Source organism: Collinsella tanakaei (genome assembly GCF_016902615.1).
Classification (GTDB): Bacteria; Actinomycetota; Coriobacteriia; order Coriobacteriales; family Coriobacteriaceae; genus Collinsella; species Collinsella tanakaei_A.
Genome location: NZ_JACJMB010000006.1, coordinates 58,579 through 76,518 on the forward strand (window position 1 = coordinate 58,579; position 17,940 = coordinate 76,518).

The following is a 17,940-nucleotide window of genomic DNA, read 5'->3' on the forward strand; positions in this document are numbered from 1 at the left end:
CCCGTCCCGAATGAGGACAGATGGGACATAGGTTACTTGTTGCGCAGCTGGCGCTCCATCTCGCGGAGCATGTCCATCTCGGAGCCGCCGCCCGCGCCCGGAGCCCCCATGCCGGCAAACGGGTTGGCCCCGCCCATGCCGCCGAGGTTGCCCATGCCGGGAATCCCGGGCATGCGAAGCTTCTTGCCCTTTTTGCCCTTCTTCCCCTTCTTGCCGGCCGCGGCCTGATTGGCCATGCTGCGCACGCGGCCCATCATCTTGTTCATCTCGCCCCACTGCTTCATGAGCTGGTTCACGTCGGCGGGCGTGGTGCCCGAGCCGCGGGCGATGCGGGCACGGCGCTGGCCGTTGATGATGGAGGGACGGTTGCGCTCCTCCTTCGTCATGGACATGATCATGGCCTCGTTGCGCGCGAAGATGCTCTCGTCGAGGTTGCCGCCCATCTGGTTCAGCATCTTCTGGCCGCCCGGCAGCATACCGAGGATGCCCTTCATGCCGCCCATCTTCTTGACGGCCTTCATCTGCTCGAGCATGTCGTTCATGGTGAAGCCGTCGCGCAGCATGCGCTCCGCAGAGGCGAGGGTCTCCGCATCGGCGGCCTCCTGGGCCTTCTCGATGATGCCGATGACGTCGCCCATGCCGAGGATGCGCTTGGCCATGCGGTCGGGATGGAACGTCTCGAGCGAGTCGGGCTTCTCGCCCATCGACACGAACTTGATGGGCTTGCCGGTCACCGCACGGACCGACAGCGCGCCGCCGCCGCGGGCGTCGCCGTCGAGCTTGGAGATGATGACGCCGTCGAAGTCGGTGCGCTCGGCGAAGGTGGACACGACGTTGACGATGTCCTGACCGGTCATGGCGTCGACGACCATGAGGACCTGGTCGGGCTTGACCGCGCGCTTGATGTCGACGGCCTCCTGCATCATCTGCTCGTCGATCTGCAGGCGGCCGGCGGTATCGACGATCACGACGTCACGCATGGTGGCGACGGCCTCGCGGATGGCGTCCTGGGCTATCTGGACCGGATGCGCGCCGTCACCGCGGAAGACCGGCACGCCGATCTCGCCGCCGAGCGTGGCGAGCTGGTCGGCGGCTGCGGGGCGGTAGACGTCGCAGGCGGCGAGCAACGGCGAACGCCCCTGCTTCTTCAGCAGGTAGGCGAGCTTCACGGCAGCGGTCGTCTTACCGGAGCCCTGCAGGCCGACGAGCATGATGACGTTCGGGATGCGGCTCGAGAACACGAGCTTGCTCTCGGTGGAGCCGAGCAGCTCGGTCAGCTCGTCGAGCACGATCTTGACGACGTTTTGCGCCGGGGTGAGCGATTCCATGACCTCGGCGGTCATGCAGCGCTCCTTCGTCTTGGCGACGAAGTCCTTCACGACCTTGAAGTTGACGTCAGCCTCGAGCAGCGCCATGCGGATATCGCGCATCGCGCTCGTGATATCGGCCTCGGTGAGCTTGCCCTTGCCGCGCAGGCGGTCGAAGGTGCTGTTCAGGCGGTCGGACAGGCTTTCGAACATAGCGATTCTCCTAGCAGCGAAGATACTGGCAGAAAACGGGTAGCGACCCGATCGCCTGCGCATGCGGTCCGCAGGTGATCGAGGGGTGCAGCGGGGCGAAAAAGAAAGATGGCTCTCCCCTACCGCCGCCGCGCGAGCGGCTACTCGGCGCCCACGAGGGCGCGGCAAAACGCGTGGGCGTCGAAGGTCTGCAGGTCGTCGACCTGCTCGCCCACGCCGATGCGCAAGATGGGCAGCTTCAGCTTCGAGGCGACCGCCATGGCGATACCGCCCTTGGCCGTGCCGTCGAGCTTCGTCATGATGATGCCGTCGATGCCGAGCGCCTCGTTGAACTCGAGCGCTTGCGACAGGCCGTTCTGACCGGTAGCAGCGTCGATCACGAGCACGACGGAGACCGGCATGGGGCCGGCCGCGCACTTCTCGGCGCGCTTGCGGGTGACGTTCACGACCTTCGCGAGCTCGCGCATGAGGTCGGAGGAGGTGTGAAGGCGCCCCGCCGTGTCGATGAGCACGAGCTGGCTCCCCTCGCGATCGGCAGCGTCCAGCACGTCGTAGCACACGCTCGCCGGGTCGGCACCGCGCTCGCGCTTGATGACGGGTACGCCCGCGCGCTCGCCCCAGACATCGAGCTGCTCGATGGCGGCGGCGCGAAACGTGTCGGCGCTGCCGATGACGGTCCTGATACCCGAGCGCGCCGCCGAGCTCGCGATCTTGCCGACGGTCGTGGTCTTGCCCGCGCCGTTGATGCCGACAAAGAGCACCACGGAGGGCACGTCGGAAAACGGGTCGCGCGCAGGCGGGATAAACGTCTGCTCCAAGCGGTCAGCCAGGGCGTCTTTCAGCTGACGGGCGGTCGTGAGGTTCTTCTTGGCCGCAAGGTCGCGCAGATCGTCGGTCACCGACATGGCGACGTCAGCGCCCATGTCCCCCATGACGAGCGTGTCCTCGAGGTCCTCCCAAAACGTCTCATCGACGTCGCCGCCGAAGTAGAAGACCTCGTTTAGGGCCTCGCGGCTGCGCTCGAGGCCGCGCTTCAAGGTATCAAAGAAACCCATTATGCATTCACTACCTTTCCGGTTTCGCGGTCGAGCCGCTGGCTCACCACGCGGCTCACGCCGTCGGCCTGCATGGAGACACCATACAGCACATCGGCGTCCTCCATGGTGCGCCGCTGATGGGAAATGACGAGCAGCTGCGTCGTCTTGCGCAGATGGTCGATGGCGCCGATGAGCTTGCCGAGGTTGGAGTCGTCAAGCGCCGCCTCCACCTCGTCGAGGACGTAGAACGGCACCGTGCGCGTACGGTAGACGGCAAACAGCAGCGCGAGCGCCGTCAGGCTCTTCTCGCCCCCGCTCATGAGCATCATCTTCGTGATGCGCTTGCCGCGCGGCTGGGCGACGACCTCGACCCCCGTCGTCGAAGGATGGTCGGGATCGGTCATCTCCAGGTGCGCGTTGCCGCCCGGGAAGAGCATGCCGAACACCTCTCGGAAGTTCGCATCCACCTTCTCGAACGTCGTGACGAACTGGCGGCGCATCTTGCGGTCGATCGCGGCGGTGATCTTCGTCAGGGCCCCGCGGGCGCTCTCGAGATCGGCGAGCTGAGCGGCGATGTAGTCGGCGCGCTCACGCAGCCGCTCGTACTCCTCGAAGGCGACCTGGTTCACCGGGCCGAGGTTGTTGATCTGACGCACGAGGTCGGCAAGCTCGCGCTCGCAGGCGGCCCGGTCATCGGGAGCGGGCAGCATGAGTGCCTCCTCCAAAACCGTCGCGCCGTCGGCGGTGATGGCGGAGATGGCGTTTTCCACCTGCACCTCGAGCTTGCCGCGCTCGATGGCCACCTGGGAGACCTCGGCGGTCGCGGCGTCGACCGCCTCCTTGGCCCGGTCGACCTCGGCGCGGGCGCCCTCGATCGTCTTCTTGAGCGACGCAGAGTCCGCCTCTTCGATGGATGCCTGGTCGCGCAGGCGCGCCGCCCAGTCCATGGCGCGCTCCGAGATGGCCATGTAGCGGTCGTGCAGCGGGTCCACGCGCAGGCGGAGCACCTCGAGCGAGCGCGATGCCTGCCTCGTGGCGCGGATGCGGCGGTCGGTGCTCTCCAGGCGGCGCTCGAGCTCGGGTCGGCGCGCCTCGAGGCTCTTCAGCCGCTCGGCTGCCTGCGCGGCGCGCACCTTCGCATCGGCGAGCTTGCCTGCAGCCTCGGAGTCGTCGCGCCGGACGCGCTCGAGCTCGTCGGTTGCCTCCTCGACCTGGCTCGACAGCTCGTCGACCTCGGCGCGCGCCTCGTCGCGAGCGGATGCGAGCTCATCCAGGCGGGGCTGCGCCGCACGCACCGAGGCGCTAGCCTGCTCGCGGCGACGTTCCACCTGCGTGCGCTCGGAGGTGGTGCGCGAGAGGTTCTGCTCGAGCCGACCGATCTCGGAGAGGATCGAGGAGCGCTCGCCCTCCAGGCGCGCGATCTCTCCGGCGAGCTCGCCATCGGTGCTGCGGGCGCGGGCGAGGGCCTCCGACGCCTCCGTCACGAGGGCGATCGCGCGCTCCAAGCGGGCAGAGAGCTCGGGCTCGATGTCCTCGAGTTCACGGATGCGACGCTTGCGCTCGAGCGTGCCCGCCGCGGCGTCGCCTGCCGAGCCGACGCGCACGACACCGCGCGCGCTCACCCGCGCTCCGTCCGCCGTCACGTAGGTCACGCCGGCGATCGCCGGCGCACACAGGGCGTCCTCGAGCGAATCGACGACGTAGACGCCGCCGAGCAGGGCGGCGACGGCGGGGCCAAAGCCGTCTCGCACACGCAGGCGCTCGACCAACCGGTATCCCGCGGCACCCTCGACCGCGGCGGCGGCGTCCGCCTCGCGGGACAGCAGCACCGCCTCGCCCGAGGAGGAGCGCTGCTCGAGTGCGAAGGTCGCGAGCGAGCCGAGCGCCTCGGCGTTATCGACCACCAGCGCGTCGATGTCGGATGCGAGCAGGCGCTCGACGAGATCCTCGAGCTCGCGGGGCGCCTCGATGATGTCGCCCAGGTGCGCGCGGACGGTCCCGGCGTGCGTGCGGGCGACCTTCGAGGCGAGCGGGCTGGAGGAATCCATACGCTCGTCGACGCGTTTCAGGCTCGCGAGCTCGGAGGTCACCTCAGAGGCGGCGGTGCGGGCCTGGGTCTCCTGGGCACGGCGATCATCAAGGGCGGCCTTGGCCGTGTCGGCGGCCTGCCGCGCCTCATCGCGACGGGCGTGCGCCTCATCGAGGGCGTCCGCGAGCTCATCGGCACGCTCGCGCCTGCTCTCCAGCTGGGCACCGAGCGTCTCGATCTGCTCTTCGAGCTGCTCGAGCCGAGAGGCGAACATGGAGTCCTCGAGCTCGGCGTTCGAAAGGGTCTCCTTCACCTTCACGTATTCGAGCGCGGCGTCATCGGCGGTGCGCTGCGCGTCGCGACGGGCGCGCGTGAGGCGACTCAGCAGTTCATCGAGCTCGACGCGACGCGCATGCAGCGTGTCCGCAGCGGGTTCGAGCTCGGCCACATCGGCGCGGGCGACCTCGGCGGCGGCACGGACCTCGTCGAGCTGGCGGCCGATATCCTCAAGATCCGCCACCACGCGGCGGCGCTGGTGCTCGGAGCCCGAGAGCGTGCCGCGCATCTCCGAGAGGCGGGCCACCATGTTGCGGCCCTTCTCCTCGAGCAGGCGCATATCGGAGCCGATGCGGCCCACGATATCCTGCATATGGCGGCGCTGCTCGCCCAGATCGCCTACGAACAGGCCCTTCTCCTCGAGCATGACCTGGAGCTTCTCGAGCTCGTGTTGCTTTTCGGAGAGCCGGTAGCGGGCGAGCTCGAGGGCGGCGTCAGCCTCCTTGCCGCGGGCCTCGAGGTCGCCCCAGAGCGCCTGCAGGCCGCGCAGCTCGTCGACCGCGAGAATCTGGGTCAGCTCATGGGCGCGCGCGGTGAGGTCGCGGTGCTTCCGGGCGCGGTCCACCTGGCGCTCGAGCGGCTTCAGCTGGCGGTTCACCTCGCGGTTGATGTCGCGGGCCCGCTTCAGGTGCTCGTCCATCGAGGCGATCTTTCTGGCGGCGCGCTCGCGGCGGCGCTTGTGCTTGGAGATGCCGGCGGCCTCCTCGATGAGGCTGCGGCGCTCCTCGGGGCGGCTCTGCAGGATGGCATCGAGCTTACCCTGGCTGATGATGGAGTGCGTGTCCTTGCCGAGACCCGAATCATGCAGGATGTCCTGGATGTCCATCAGACGGCACGGGCTCGAGTTGATGAGATACTCTGACTCGCCGGAACGGTACATGCGGCGCGTGACGGCGACCTCGTCGAAATCGACGGGCAGCACGTGGTCTGAGTTATCGAGCACGAGGGTGACCTCGGCGACGCTCACGGGCTTGCGCGCCGATGAGCCGGAAAAGATGACATCCTCCATGGCCTGGCCGCGCAGCTGCTTTGCGCTCTGCTCGCCCAGGACCCAGAGGATGGCATCGGAGATATTCGATTTACCCGAACCGTTGGGTCCGACGATGACGGTCAGACCCGGCTCGAATGACATGTGGGCGCGGTCGGCGAACGACTTGAAGCCCTTGAGCGTGAGGGATTTGAGATACACGGGTGAGCCTCGCTATCCCTGCTTGCGCTTCAAGATGACGCCGTTGTGCGTGTATCCCATGCGCTCGAGGGCATCGAGGGCGGCCGCCGCCTCCGCCTCCTTCTTCGACGAGCCGCTGCCGCGTCCGCGGCGAACGCCGTCCACGAGCGCGACCGCGGTGAAGGTGGGCTCGTGCGCGGGACCGCTGCTGCCGACGAGCTTGTAGGCGGGCGGCTCCATATGGTCGCGCTGCACGCATTCCTGCAGAAACGACTTCGGGTTCGAAGGGTGCTCGGCGCGCTCCGTCGCCAGATGCGGCTTCAGGGTACGCGTGATGAACGCCTCCGCGGCCTCCCAGCCGCCATCGAGATACAGGGCTCCCACGAGCGCCTCGTAGACGTTCTCCAGCGCCGAGTGAAGCCCGCGTGCGCCCGTTCCGGTCTCCGAGGCGCCGAAGATGATGCACTCGTCGATACCGAGCTCCTGGCCGACCTCGGAAAGCGTCATGCCGCTCACGAGCGATACCTTGAGCCGCGTCAACTTGCCCTCGTCGAAATCGGGATAGGCCTCATAGAGCGCTACGGCCACAACGGAACCCAGGATGGAGTCGCCGAGGAACTCGAGACGCTCGTAGGAGGCGTCCACCGGCTGACCCTCGACGGCAGAGGGATGGGTGATCGCGGAGCGCAGGAGCTGATGGTCGGAGAAGGTGTGGCCGCAGATCTCCTCGATCCGCGTGAGTCTTGCGGAAAGGGTCACGGACGCTAAGCCTCCTGAGCGGACTCGATGGCCTCGATGGCATCGGCGACCGAGGCGATGGACATGAGCTTCTCATCTGCGATCTCGAGCTCGAACTCGTCCTCCATGGCGGTCACGAGCTGCAGGCGGTCAAGAGAATCGGCCTCAAGGTCGTCGAAGGTGGTCTCCATGGTGATGCGGTCGGGCTCCACGCCCAACACGTCGGAGGAGATGTCGACGATCTTAGCGAAGATTTCAGAACGGTCCATATGCGTACTCCTTTCCTTGCCGGCCACAGGCCGTCACGGCGTGTAAGCGAAACGATTCTACCCAAAAACAGCGCGCGGGCGTGCGGGCGCTAGCGGACGATGTTGTCCATGGAGGCGGCGAGCATCTCGACGAGGTTGCTGCGCACCGCGCGGGCGGCGGCGAGCGTGCCGTTCTTCACGGCCTCGACGCTCGTGGCGCCGTGACCGATGAGGACCACGCCCTGCAGGCCGAGCAGCACCGCGCCGCCGTAGGCGTCGCCGGAGAGCTTCTGCTGGATGGCCTTGAGATCGTTTTTCACCAGCAGCGCCGCAATCTTGCCCTTCGTGGACGCCAGCAATGTGTCCTTCAGCTCATGCAGGATGAGCTTCGCGGTGCCCTCGATGGACTTCAGGGCGACATTGCCGGCGAAACCGTCGCACACCACGACGTCGACGTTGCCGGAGGTGAAGTCGCCGCCCTCGCAGTTGCCCGCGAAGCCCTTCACCTTCTGCTTCATGAGCGGGAAGCACTCTTTCGTGAAATGGGAGCCCTTCGTATCCTCCGTGCCGTTGGAGAGCAGCCCGACGCGCGGGTTCGCAATGCCGCAGACGATGCGGGCGTAGGTGGCGCCCATCTGCGCGAAGCGAACGATGTCCTCCGGCTCCACATCCGGATTGGCGCCGAGATCGCAAAAGACGGTGTGCCCTCCTTTGCGGTTCGGGATGGCGCTCACGATGCACGGGCGGATGGGCCGCTTCTCGCCGTCATCGGTCAGATACTTGAACGGCGTCACGTAGGCGGTCGCCGCCGCCGTCATGGCACCGGTCGCGCCTGCCGAGAAGAACCCGGCGGCCTGCCCCTTCTTGACGGCGCGGCACGCGAGCACGATCGAGCTTTTGCGCTTGCGCATGACGGCCTGGATGGGATCGTCCTCCATCGTGATGACATCCGGGGCGACGAGCGCGCTCACGCGCTCACGACTCTCGACGAACGGCTCGACGAGCTCGGCGGGACCGACTGCGAGCACCTCCAGATCGGCATCGGCAGCGAGCGCCGCGTCGATGCCATCGAGTACAACCTGCGGCTCCTCGTCGCCGCCCATGACGTCGACTGCGATACGAACCTTCTGCATGCTTCCCCCTTATACAAGAAATGGCCGACTCGGGGAGTCGGCCATGCACATCCGATTCAGTTCACACTGCATCTCACTGCGCGATCGGGTGGTCCACCGAGCTACTCGGTGACGATGACCTCACGATCCTTATAATAACCGCAGTTGGGGCAGACGTGATGGGGAAGCTTGACGGCGCCGCAGCGAGGGCAGACGGAGCGGGAGGGGGCGTCAATCTTCATGTTTGCGGAACGACGGGTGTGGGTGGCTCCGCGGCCCTTCTTTTGCTTAGGTACTGGCATGATGACCTTCCTTAATAACTATCTCCGAGCACGATTACGCGCAAGTAGCGATATTAGCACACGAGACGGCATTGTACAGCACTTTATAATCTCCACACGCGCCACGAGGCCGCCCAGACAATCGCTTCACAACTCGGGTGTCCTAATCGAGCTTTAGGTTTTTGAGTGCCGCGAAGGGGTTCTCGTCGCTGTCGACCCACGCCTGCTCGGCGGCCTCGGCGCAGCCGCACGGACCCTCGTTCAGATTCGCGCCGCACATCGGGCACAGCCCGGCGCAGTCGGGCCGGCAGAGCACCACGAACGGCGTATCCATGACCATAGCGTCCCAGATGGCGCCCGACAGGTCGACGGTGCGGTCGGGACCGACGAGCTCGAAACCGTCCTCGTAGGCCTCAGCGTCCTCGGGCTCCTCGAACAGGTAGTACTCCTCGATCTCGCCGGAGATATCGAACGACGCCGGCTCGAGGCAGCGGTCGCACTGCCCCTCGGCGTGGCCCCGGACGATGCCGCTCACGAGGATGCCGTCTCCGGCATTCGTGAGCACCACGTCATATGAGACGCCGTCGGCGAGCGTGAACTCCTTCTCGCCGGTCGAATACGAATCGATGGGAAGCGATCCGGTGAGCGGGAGCGAGTCGCCCGGGTTCTCGAGCGTCTCGCCGATCTCGACGATAACGGGCTTGAGCGTATCCATTACCACTGACCGTTCTGGTTGTTGGCGCCCTCGTTCAGCTGCTGACGGCAGCGCGCCACGGTGGACGTGAGCGACTTCAGGTTCTCCTCGAGGTGCGTGAACACCTGCTCCGCGTAGTCCTCGGCGGCATAGCGCGTCTCGCGCTCGTACTGCTGGGCGCGCTCGCGGATGTCGTCGGCCTGCTGCTGGGCAAGGCGCACGATCTCCTGCTCACCGGCGATGGTGAGCGCCTGCTGCTGGGCGTCGGCAATGATGGAGTCGGCCTGTGCCGTCGCGCTCGCCATAAGCTCGTCGCGCTCCTTCAGGATGCGACGGGATTTCTGCCACTCCTCCGGATAGCTCATGCGAATCTCGTCCAGGATGTTGAGAAAGACATCGGTCTCGATGACTTTGTACTGAGCGGATTTACCGAAAGGCGGCCTGGCTTCTTCGATGTAGGCCCAGAGCTCATCGACAAGGCTTTCAATCCTCTCGCCGGGAAAATTGTCGCCAGCCATCAAGTCTCCTTCCGTCGGCTCCTATCAACCGCACATAATACCACACAGAGTTCTTGTACCCGTTATGAGCACACAGGCGAACGCACCCTCCCGGCGCTTGCCGCGAAACCCTCAACAAGACGTTCAGATGCGCCACTCGAAGCGAGGCGCGAAAGGCGTCGCGCGGACGCGACGCGACATAGCACGCAAAGGACTTGCAGCGTTATACCCAAAACCTAGCCGGCGCCGACGCTCCGCGCCCGATTGCGCCTATCTGGCTGCGTCAGAGAAATGGTCGCGTAGCGCATCGGCCACGTTTTGGGGCACGAGGCTCGATACGTCCCCGCCGAACGAGGAGATCTGGCGCACGACCGAGGAGGAGATGTAGCCGTACTGCGGCGCGCTCATGACGAAGATGGACTCGAGCTCGGCATCGAGCCGGTAGTTGAGGTCCGCCTGCTGCAGCTCGTACTCGAAATCCGTCATGGCGCGCAGACCCTTGACGAGAGCACCGGCCCCGACTTCGCGCGCGAAGTCGACAAGCAGCCCGCAGAACGGGCGGACCTCCACCCCGTCGATACCGGAGAGTGCCTCGCGGGCGAGCTCGACGCGCTCCTCGAGCGAAAACGTCGTACCGACCCCGTTTTTGCCGATGGACTCGGCCACCGCGACCGTGACGTAGGGGAACAGCCGGCGGGCGCGGCGCACGACGTCGATATGGCCGAACGTGATGGGGTCGAACGTGCCGGGAACGAGCGCGTGCTCGATGTTACTGATCATGGGTGCACATCCTCATGTTGGATAACCGGTTATGCAAGCGGGCTGCCAGGCGATGCGAGGCGAAGCAGGTCGACGCATGTGGACCCGTAGCGCTTCTCGCGCACGACCTCGAACCCGGCGGGCGCAGGCGCAGCGTCGCCGGCGGCATGCTCGCAGAGCAGAAGCGCCCCGGGAGCGAGCAGCCCCTGGGCCGCGCACGCGCGCGCCAGGCGTTCCGCGGGCTCCGCCCCATATGCATAGGGGGCGTCGACGAGCACGAGGTCGAAGGGACCGCCCGCGATGCGGCCGCGCTCGGCATGGGCGAGCACGTCGCCTGCGACCACCCGATAGCGGGCGGGCGCACACCGTACGGTACCCAGATTCTCACGCACGAGCGCGGCGGCGGTGCGGTCCACATCGAAAAACGTCGCGAAGGCGGCACCGCGCGACAGCATCTCGATGCCGAGGGCGCCCGAGCCGGCAAACGCATCGAGCACGTGCATGCCCTCGATGCCGTCCTCCCGGGCAGCGTCGATCATCGACGCCATCGCCTCGCGTACCCGATCGGTCGTGGGCCGCGTCACATCGCGACCGCTCGGCTCCTTGAGCTTGCGCCCGCGCCACTCACCGGCAATGACCCTCATCCGCCGCTGACCTCCTTGAAGATATCTCCGTACCTGTCGATGACGTCAAAGCGTAGCGGAATGAGCGTCCGCGCGGCAAGCGTCGGCGATTCCCGCAAAAGCTCCACGGCATCCGCATGAGCGGCCTCGATCAGATCGGCGTCGGCATCGAGGTCGACGAAGCGCAGGGTCACCCCGCCGTGCTGGCGCAGGCCCAAGATCTCGCCCTCATGGCGCAGGCGCAGATCGAGCTCGGCGAGCTCGAAGCCATCGGTGGTCCTCTCGAGAGCCTCCAGGCGCTCGTGGGCAGGCGCGGGCCGCCCCTTGCGCGACGTGGGCGCCATCACGAAGCACCGACCGGCAAGCGAGCCGCGCCCCACGCGCCCGCGCAGCTGATGCAGGGTCGCCAGGCCGAAGCGCTCCCCGTTCTCGATGATCATGACCGTAGCGTTCGGGACGTCGACGCCCACCTCGACCACGGTGGTCGACACGAGCACCGAGATGTCGCCAGCGCGGAACCGGTCGATAACCTCGTCTTTCTCGCGCGCGCCCATGCGGCCGTGGAGCATCTCCACAACCGCGTCGGGAAAGATACGGGAAAGGCGCTCCACCTCGGTGTCGACGGCGTGGAGCGCAGGCGCGCGCACCTCGCGCCCGTCGTCGTCGCGCTCGATGCCCGGGACGTCCTCGAGCTCTTCTGCCCCGTCGCGCTCGCTGACAAGAGGGCAGATGACGTAGGCCTGCTGCCCTGAGGCGAGTGCCTCGCGCACCGCACCGAGGGCAAGATCGCGATTCGTCTCGTCAAGCACGCGCGTCGCCACCCCGGCACCGGGGTTCGGCCGGTGGCGGATGATACTCGTATCCAGGTCGCCGTAGATGGAGAGCGCAAGCGTGCGCGGGATGGGCGTTGCCGTCATGACGAGCAGATCTGCCCCCGGCCCCTTGGCGCGCAGGCTCGCGCGCTGGTCGACGCCGAAGCGATGTTGCTCGTCGATGACCGCAAGCGAGAGGTGCGAAAACGCGATGTCCTCGGAGAGCACCGCATGGGTGCCGAACAGCACGTCGAGTTCCCCGGCAGCGAGCCCCTCGACGATACGGGCGCGATCGGGCGCGGGCGTGGCGCCGGTGAGCAGCGCCGAGCGGATACCCGCCCGCTCGAGCACGGGCGCGCACGTGGTGGCGTACTGGCGCGCGAGCACACCGGTGGGCGCCATCACGCACGCCTGCGTCCCCGTATCGGCCGCTGCGGCGAGCGCCACCATGGCGACCGCGGTCTTGCCCGTGCCGACATCGCCCAGAAGCAGCCGGTTCATGACGTGATCGCCATCGGCCATATCGCGCAGGATGTCGTCGGCCGCCGCCTGCTGTTCATCTGTGAGCGAGAAGGGCAGCGCGCTGTAGAGCCTCTGCACGTGCTCGCCCGGCGTATGCGCCACCGGGCGGATGTCGAGCAGGTTCGCATCGCCGCGCAGGCGCAAGGCGAGCTGGAGCATGAGGGTCTCGTCGTAGGCGAGCCGCCGACGCGCCAGGTCGCGCTCCCCCATCGACGAGGGGAAGTGGATGCAGCGCAGCGCCCGCGACCGACTCATGAGGCCGCGGCGGGCGCGCAAGGACGCCGGCAGTGCGTCGCAGAAGGTCGCGGCGCTCTCGAGGGCACCGGAGACGATGCGGCGCATCCAGGCCTGGCTGATGCCCTCGCCCACCGGGTGCACCGGCAGGATCGTGCCGCCCGTCGCATGCGCGTCGAGCTTCTCGAAATGCGGGGAGGACATCTGCTTGAAACCGTAGGCGAACTCAATCTTGCCCATAAGGGCAAGGCGGTCGCCCTGCGCGAGCTCGCGCGCGATCCACGGCTGCTTGAAGAACGCGACTTGCAGGATACCCGTGTCATCGGTGAGATAGACCTCGGTGACGGTCAGGCGCGGGCGGGGCCGTTTCTGCACGATGCGGTCGACCGTCGCCACGACGGTGCAGACCCGCCCGAGCGGTGCGGTCTCGATCGTGTAGGCGCGCGTGAAATCGAGGTAGCGCCGCGGGATATGGTAGAGGAGGTCCCCCACCGACTCGATGCCGAGCCGGCGAAGGGCCTCCTCACGCGATTCCGATGCGTATTTGAGACGGGAGATGTCCTGCTCGAGGACAGAGCTGCGCGCAAGGCGCGCGGCGGCCCGGGGCACGCTGACGGCTTCCGTCATGGCGTTGCGCCTACTCGATGGAGAAGATGACCGGATAGAGCGGCTGCTCACCGCGATGCGGATCGATCTCGAGGTCGGGATAGGCGTCCTCGATGGCACCCACGAGGTCCTCGAACTGCTCGTCGTCCATATCGGCGCCGGCGAGAATCGTGAGGGTGTCACCCTCCTCCTCGTCCTGCATGCGGGCGATGCAGTCGAGCGTGACCTGCTTGACGTCGTTTCCCACCACATCGATGGAATCGCAGATGATGCCCATGACGTCACCCGCATGGATGGGGCTGCCGTCGGCCGCCTGCGAATCGCGCACCGCAGAGGTCACCTCGCCGTCGCGCACCGCGGCGGCGGCCTCGGTCATGGCCTCGACGACCTCGTCGAGCGGGGTTTCGGGCATGACGGCGAACAGGGCGGAGAACGCCTGGGGGACGGTCTTGGTGGGAACGACCGCCACGTGCTTGTCCTCGCATGCGGAGGCAGCGGCCTCGGCGGCCATGCGGATGTTGCCGTTGTTCGGCAGGATGATCACGGACTCGGCGTTCACCTTGTTGACGGCGTCGAGCAGGTCGGCGGTGGACGGGTTCATGGTCTGGCCACCGGAAACGACGACATCGACGCCCATGGAGGTGAGGATGTCGGCCTCGCCGGAGCCGGCGGCGACGGCCACGAAGCCGAGGGGCCTGGCGGGTTCGGATGCCGCCTCCTCGTCCGCGTGGATCTTGGCCGTGCGCTCATGGGACTCCATGTCCATGTTGTGGATGAAGACCTCGTAGATCTGGCCGAACTGCAGCATGTGCTCGAGCACGAGGTTCGGGGTGTTGGAGTGCACGTGCACCTTGTAGTCGGGATAGGAGCCGACGAGCAGCTCGCAGTCGCCCATGGACGCGAGGAACTCCAGGCACTCCTCCTCGTCGAAGCGCTTCTCCGCCTTGAAGAGGAACTCGTTGCAGTAGCGGTACTGCGAGCCCTCCCAGTCGTCGTTTGCCTCGATCTTCACGCGATCGAGCGCGCTGTCGCGTGCCGAACCGGCGTCGAAGGTCGTCGAGAAGTCCTCGATCTGGGCGGCACGGCCCTGGGCGGCGGCAACGAAGTTCTCCAGGAAGATCGCGAAACCGAACGCGCCGGAGTCGACCACGCCGTTCTCCTTCAGAACGGGCAGCAGATCGGGCGTGCGGGCCACCGACTGATACGCCTCCACGACGATGGCGTCGAGCGTCTCGTCGACCGAGAGCTTCTTCTTCTCGCACTCGTCGGCCTTCGTCGAGATGTCGCGCAGCACGGTGAGGATCGTGCCCTCGACCGGCTTGCGGACCGCCTGGAAGGCTACCTTCACGGCGCGGCGCAGCGCCGTCGCGATGTCGGCGGACGTCGCGGGGCTGCCGGCGCCGATGAGGCCCTCGGCCACACCGCGCAGGATCTGCGAGGTGATGACGCCAGAGTTGCCGCGCGCGCCCATGAGCGAACCGTGGGTAATGGCCCCGGCGATGGCCTCCATATCGGCATCGGCGGGAAGCTCGGCGAGCTCCTTCACCACCGAGCCGAGCGTCAGCGACATGTTCGTGCCCGTGTCGCCATCGGGGACCGGGAACACGTTGAGCTTGTTGATGTCCTCCGCCTTGTCGGCCACTGCCTTAGCCGCGATCGGGAAGCACGTGCGAATGGTTTTCGAGATCATCTTGCTTTATCTCCATTACTCGATAGGTGCTCAGCCGCGCGACTTGAGCGCGTCGATGTGGATGTAGATCTTGAGGTTCGCGGGGTCGATCTGCGCGATCTCGGCCAGGGTGAACGACACCGAGCTGGCGAGGTTGTGGCAGACGGACTTCATGTTCACGCCGTTATCGAGCACGATGTGCAGATCGAGGGTCAGGCCCTCGTCGGTCGTGGAAACGAGCACGCCCTTGCGCAGGCGCTGTCCGGGAAGCAGGCGCACGGACTCCATGCCCTGCTGCTGTTCGGCCATGCCGACCACGCCGTAGCACGACATGGCCGCATAGCCGGCGATATCGGCGATCACGTCGTTGGAGACGCTCAGGCTGCCGGGAATATTCTCAGACACGGTAAATCTCCTTCCTGAATGCGCGGGACGCATCGGACATGGAAGCATTCATCAGCCTATTCTACAACGTAGCGGCATCTGCGAACGCAAGGACTCGACGCTCCACATGTACGGTTGTACCCAGACGGCGGGCGGCGGGACGCCGCGGTTGAAAATGGATCGGGAGAAGCCGGCGGGGTCGCCGCGGGCAAATGGTTTCCATCGAGGCTATTTCTACCGCAGGCCGCTTTGCCGCACTGCGCATCAGCACCCCTCGAGTACAATGCCTACAGGGTCCGTGGGCGCACGGGTCGAATGGCCGGGGAGGTCCACGAGCACCGTACCCGATCGACGCCCGCGGCAGAAGGGATCTGCCACCGAAGGTAAGGATGGTCACCGTGATCAAAAAGCTCATCCTCGTTCGCCACGGTAAGGCCCAGGGCTTGCAGCCGGGTCAGTCCGACTTCGACCGCGCGCTTACCGACGAGGCCCGCTCGGTACTCGCCTCGGTCGATGGATTCATGCGCTCGTTCTACCTGCTCGACGCCCACAGCGCCTCGCACGCGACCCTGTGGTCGAGCCCGGCGGTCCGCGCCATGCAGACGGCGCACGAGGTGGACCTCGCACTCGGAGCCGGCCACGACATCGTGCCCGTCGACAGCATCTGGGAGCAGGACGCGGACACCTTCGCCGACCAGATAGCCGCCACCGACGCCGACTGCCTCATCGCCGTGGGCCACATCCCCATGCTGAACGACATGATCGAGCGCCTCTGCGGCGTGGAGCTGTCGTTAAAGCCCGGTGGCATGGCCGCCATCGATATGGATGAGACGGGCAGAACCGGTGAGCTCGAATGGTTCGTCCAGGGCCCTGCCATAGATTAGGCGGACCCGGACCCGATAGGAGATCCGACGCGACATCAAGGAGGAGCGCCCATGCCCGTGATTCAGCTTCATACCTCCGCCCCGATCGACGACGAGGCGCGCATCACGTTGAAGACCGCCTTCGGTCAGGCCATCGCGGCGGTGCCCGGCAAGTCCGAGCAGTGGCTCATGTGCCTGTTCGACGACGAGGTTCCTATGTATTTCGCCGGCGACGACTCCAAGCCGTGCGCCTATCTGGAGATAGACGTCTACGCGACCTCCGAAGTTCCCGCCACCGCCTGGGAAAAGCTCACCGAGCGCCTCACCCCGGAGGTCTCAGATACGCTCGGCATCGATCCCGCTCGCATCTACATCCGCTACGGCAGCACCGCCCATTTCGGCTGGAACGGCACGAACTTCTAGCAGGTGAGTCAGGGCTGTCCTCATCGGGGACGGGGTGGCACCAAACTACCCCGTCCCCGATGAGGACAGCATCCAACTGGGAGCCGTTAGGAACATCATGATGTTCCGTCAGGGGTAAAACATGTGTCCCTCTTCTCGAAGGGAAAACGAAGTCCTTCGCGTGCCCCTCTGGACTGCGCCCCCTACGACAACGGCGCGCCGAGCCACCACTCGATCATATGCCGCGCGATCGAAGCGCGCCCCGGCGGCTCGATCGCGCCCGAGGCGACGGCGTCCGCGAGCTCGTCGCGCGTGAACCACCGGGCACTCTCCACCTCATCATGGTCGACCTGCACCGCGCTCGATACCGCATGGGCGCAGAAGCCCAGCATGATCGACGCGGGAAACGGCCAGGGCTGAGACCCCAGGTAGACAACCTCATCGATCGCGACCCCGACCTCTTCGGCCGCCTCGCGCCGCACTGCCCGCTCGAGGCTCTCTCCCGCCTCGACGAACCCTGCGGACACCGAGAAGAACCCCGGGCGCCAGGCGCGGTTGTGCTGCAGCAGCAGCCGGTCGTCATCGTCCACGATGGCCGTGATGACCGCGGGCTCGATGCGTGGAAAGAGCATGCGGTCGACATCATCCGGATTCGTGCACCGCTGCGCCCAGCCCGACCAGATCGGACGCACGGCGGAGCCGCAAGCAGGGCAGAACCGCTGCGACGCGTGCCAGGCGCAGACCGCGACCGCGCTGGTCGCGAGGCCGACATCGCGCGCGCCCGCGCACGGTGCGAACGAGCGCAGCTCGACCCAATCGTATCGCTGGAGCACCCATTCGGCATCGCAGGCGGGCTCCCCGCCCAAATCGAGGTCGGCGCCCATGCCGCCCGCAGGATGGGCGGCCGTCCGCGTGATGTCGAGTGCGATATACGACATCGGATCCGCCCCCGCCGCATCGCGCCCCAGATACACCGCGAGCGTCCCGGGGCAGGTCGCCAACTGCCGGGCGGCATGAGCATCGAGCCATGCGGGGGCGAGCGGGGCCGCGGGCGCGCATGCGTCGGGACGGGGTGCCGCGGGATCGTCTGCGCAGGCGAGCGCAGCGGGCGCGCTTGACGCCACGTCGCGCGCCACCGCGATCAGGCCATGGTTCACAAGCATGACGCGGGTCGTGGCGGTGTTGAGGAGCCGCTCGATCAGATGCTCGTCGGGCCGTGACGCGACGTCGAGGTCGACCATCGATTGCGCCAACGGCAGATCGCGCAGGCAGCCCGCCGCGCGCACGCGCTCCAGAAATCCCTCACCCATGGAATACCTCCGTTCATGCACATCCAAGTATCGCACAGGCGCCAAAGCACCTCGCATATGGCGCCGCCACCGTGCAAAAGGACACAGTGCTAGACT

At 66.6% G+C, this 17,940-nt stretch carries 17 protein-coding genes; 2 read left to right on the forward strand and 15 right to left on the reverse strand.

Annotated elements, in window-relative coordinates; translation table 11 throughout:
- Positions 1 to 32: 32 nt before the first annotated feature.
- The 14 genes from ffh to H6A21_RS03545 form a co-directional block, all read right to left on the reverse strand.
- Positions 33 to 1,520 (reverse strand): signal recognition particle protein, encoded by a 1,488-nt coding sequence (ffh, locus tag H6A21_RS03480; protein ID WP_204560257.1) that lies wholly within the window; start codon positions 1,518 to 1,520, stop codon positions 33 to 35.
- Between the two features lie 140 nt (positions 1,521 to 1,660).
- Entirely contained in the window at positions 1,661 to 2,575 is a 915-nt protein-coding gene (gene ftsY / locus H6A21_RS03485; RefSeq protein ID WP_204560259.1) for a signal recognition particle-docking protein FtsY, read from the reverse strand.
- Entirely contained in the window at positions 2,575 to 6,111 is a 3,537-nt protein-coding gene (gene smc / locus H6A21_RS03490; protein WP_204560267.1) for a chromosome segregation protein SMC, read from the reverse strand. Before smc ends, ftsY begins: the two co-directional genes overlap by 1 nt.
- A gap of 12 nt (positions 6,112 to 6,123) precedes the next feature.
- The gene (gene rnc, locus H6A21_RS03495; protein ID WP_204560269.1) at positions 6,124 to 6,849 is read right to left on the reverse strand and encodes a ribonuclease III; all 726 of its coding nucleotides are present in this window, start codon (positions 6,847 to 6,849) and stop codon (positions 6,124 to 6,126) included.
- A gap of 5 nt (positions 6,850 to 6,854) precedes the next feature.
- A complete protein-coding gene (locus H6A21_RS03500; RefSeq protein WP_204560271.1) occupies positions 6,855 to 7,097 on the reverse strand; it encodes an acyl carrier protein in 243 nt (80 codons plus the stop codon).
- Positions 7,098 to 7,186: 89 nt separating this feature from the next.
- Positions 7,187 to 8,209: a phosphate acyltransferase PlsX gene (plsX, locus tag H6A21_RS03505; protein ID WP_204560273.1), complete on the reverse strand. Its 1,023-nt coding sequence runs from the start codon at positions 8,207 to 8,209 to the stop codon at positions 7,187 to 7,189.
- A 101-nt stretch (positions 8,210 to 8,310) separates the two neighbouring features.
- Positions 8,311 to 8,490 carry a 50S ribosomal protein L32 gene (gene rpmF / locus H6A21_RS03510; RefSeq protein ID WP_204560275.1) on the reverse strand — a complete coding sequence of 60 codons (180 nt, stop codon included), beginning with the start codon at positions 8,488 to 8,490 and terminating at the stop codon, positions 8,311 to 8,313.
- A 142-nt stretch (positions 8,491 to 8,632) separates the two neighbouring features.
- Positions 8,633 to 9,184, reverse strand: coding sequence for a YceD family protein (locus H6A21_RS03515; RefSeq protein ID WP_204560277.1), 552 nt, complete (start codon positions 9,182 to 9,184; stop codon positions 8,633 to 8,635).
- Complete coding sequence (locus H6A21_RS03520) at positions 9,184 to 9,681, reverse strand: ATPase (protein WP_204560279.1); 498 nt, start codon at positions 9,679 to 9,681, stop codon at positions 9,184 to 9,186. The genes H6A21_RS03515 and H6A21_RS03520 overlap by 1 nt, the downstream gene beginning before the upstream one ends.
- A gap of 249 nt (positions 9,682 to 9,930) precedes the next feature.
- Positions 9,931 to 10,440 carry a pantetheine-phosphate adenylyltransferase gene (coaD, locus tag H6A21_RS03525; RefSeq protein WP_204560281.1) on the reverse strand — a complete coding sequence of 170 codons (510 nt, stop codon included), beginning with the start codon at positions 10,438 to 10,440 and terminating at the stop codon, positions 9,931 to 9,933.
- Between the two features lie 29 nt (positions 10,441 to 10,469).
- Positions 10,470 to 11,063 carry a 16S rRNA (guanine(966)-N(2))-methyltransferase RsmD gene (rsmD, locus tag H6A21_RS03530; protein WP_204560283.1) on the reverse strand — a complete coding sequence of 198 codons (594 nt, stop codon included), beginning with the start codon at positions 11,061 to 11,063 and terminating at the stop codon, positions 10,470 to 10,472.
- Complete coding sequence (recG, locus tag H6A21_RS03535) at positions 11,060 to 13,237, reverse strand: ATP-dependent DNA helicase RecG (RefSeq protein WP_204560285.1); 2,178 nt, start codon at positions 13,235 to 13,237, stop codon at positions 11,060 to 11,062. Before recG ends, rsmD begins: the two co-directional genes overlap by 4 nt.
- Positions 13,238 to 13,247: 10 nt before the next feature.
- Entirely contained in the window at positions 13,248 to 14,906 is a 1,659-nt protein-coding gene (locus H6A21_RS03540; protein ID WP_204560286.1) for a DAK2 domain-containing protein, read from the reverse strand.
- 30 nt (positions 14,907 to 14,936) lie between these two features.
- The gene (locus H6A21_RS03545) at positions 14,937 to 15,323 is read right to left on the reverse strand and encodes an Asp23/Gls24 family envelope stress response protein (protein WP_204560288.1); all 387 of its coding nucleotides are present in this window, start codon (positions 15,321 to 15,323) and stop codon (positions 14,937 to 14,939) included.
- A gap of 344 nt (positions 15,324 to 15,667) precedes the next feature.
- Here H6A21_RS03545 and H6A21_RS03550 point away from each other — a divergent pair, with 344 nt between their 5' ends.
- Together H6A21_RS03550 and H6A21_RS03555 are read left to right on the forward strand one after the other, a co-directional pair.
- Complete coding sequence (locus tag H6A21_RS03550; protein WP_204560290.1) at positions 15,668 to 16,153, forward strand: histidine phosphatase family protein; 486 nt, start codon at positions 15,668 to 15,670, stop codon at positions 16,151 to 16,153.
- A gap of 57 nt (positions 16,154 to 16,210) precedes the next feature.
- A complete protein-coding gene (locus H6A21_RS03555; protein WP_342636048.1) occupies positions 16,211 to 16,555 on the forward strand; it encodes a phenylpyruvate tautomerase MIF-related protein in 345 nt (114 codons plus the stop codon).
- 182 nt (positions 16,556 to 16,737) lie between these two features.
- Here H6A21_RS03555 and nudC read toward each other — a convergent pair whose 3' ends face one another.
- Complete coding sequence (gene nudC, locus H6A21_RS03560; RefSeq protein WP_204560293.1) at positions 16,738 to 17,844, reverse strand: NAD(+) diphosphatase; 1,107 nt, start codon at positions 17,842 to 17,844, stop codon at positions 16,738 to 16,740.
- Between the last annotated feature and the right edge of the window lie 96 nt (positions 17,845 to 17,940).